The organism is Pseudomonas anatoliensis (genome assembly GCF_017976235.1).
GTDB lineage: Bacteria > Pseudomonadota > Gammaproteobacteria > Pseudomonadales > Pseudomonadaceae > Aquipseudomonas > Aquipseudomonas anatoliensis.
Genome location: NZ_JACVHC010000018.1, coordinates 1 through 1,187 on the forward strand (window position 1 = coordinate 1; position 1,187 = coordinate 1,187).

At 55.9% G+C, this 1,187-nt stretch carries 1 protein-coding gene; it reads right to left on the reverse strand.

Annotation, left to right across the window (positions count from 1 at the left end):
* Window positions 1–1,187: Ig-like domain-containing protein (locus ICA16_RS28115; RefSeq protein ID WP_228734234.1), on the reverse strand; the 1,187-nt coding region annotated here is incomplete at both ends.

Genomic DNA, 1,187 nt, shown 5'->3' on the forward strand with positions numbered 1-1,187 from the left:
GCGCCGACGTTACCAGCCTTGTCTTCATTAATGACCGTGAAACTGTGCTCACCGTTGTTCAGTGGACTTGGCGTGAAACTCCAGTTGCCTTTTCCATCCACTTCAACACTGCCCAGCAGGTTGTCTTTATCGTAGATATGTACAGTGCTTCCCGGCTCGCCAGTACCCGACAGGGTCGGTGTGGTGTCATCGGTAAAACCACCATTGGCGATCGGCCCCTGAATTTCACCCACATCGTCCATCACGTTATCAATGATGACTTTAGCCGGTGCCGTGGTATCCACGATCAAGTCAAATACCGACGTCGGCTGGCTTTCGCCACCGGCTGCAGTAACCACGGTGGCCGTCAACTGGTGACCACCTTCAACCAAGGCTGTTGTCGGCGTGAAGCTCCATTCACCTTTGCTGTTGGACTGGGTCGAACCTAGCAATACCTTGCCGTCGTAAATGTTGACCGTAGCGTTAGCCGTCGCCTTGCCATTCAACGTTGGCATGGTGTCGTCGGTGACGTCACCGTTACCAAGGTTGCCTTGCTTGCTGCCTACATCATCCACGACGCTGGTGATCGAGATTTCCACGGCGCGTGTGTCAACCGTGAAGTCGATCGCCGTGCTCTTGTCGCCCAAATTACCCGCTTTATCTACTACCGCCGTGCTTAGGCTATGACCGCCCTCTGCCAGCGGCGTACTTGGCGTGAAGCTCCAATTACCATCGTCGTCCGCAGATGCACGACCAATTTCAGCGCCATGGTCGTAGATGATCACGGTGCTGTTGGCTTCAGCTGTACCGTTGAAGGTCGGCGTGTTGTCATCAGTGGTATCACCGCTGACAATTGGTCCCTGGACAGCCCCCACGTCATCGCTTAGTTCAGCATCGGCTTTGCCAGGCGCGACGGTATCCACAGTGATCGGATACTGACCGGTTGACGGGCTGATTTTGCCGCCCCCTTTGGTCGCGGTTGCCGTCAAGTTGTGAAGACCATCTTTCAGGTCCGCATCCGGAGTAAAGCTCCAGTTACCTTTGGCGTCAGCTTTGACGGTACCCAGCAACTCGCCGTTGCTGTAAACGGACACGATGGCCCCCGCTTCCGCTGTACCTTCCACAGTCGGACGAGCATCGTCGGTCACCGCGTTCTTTTGCAGTTCGCCGGTAATCGCGCCCACGTCATCTTTCACCGCAGTGATGGC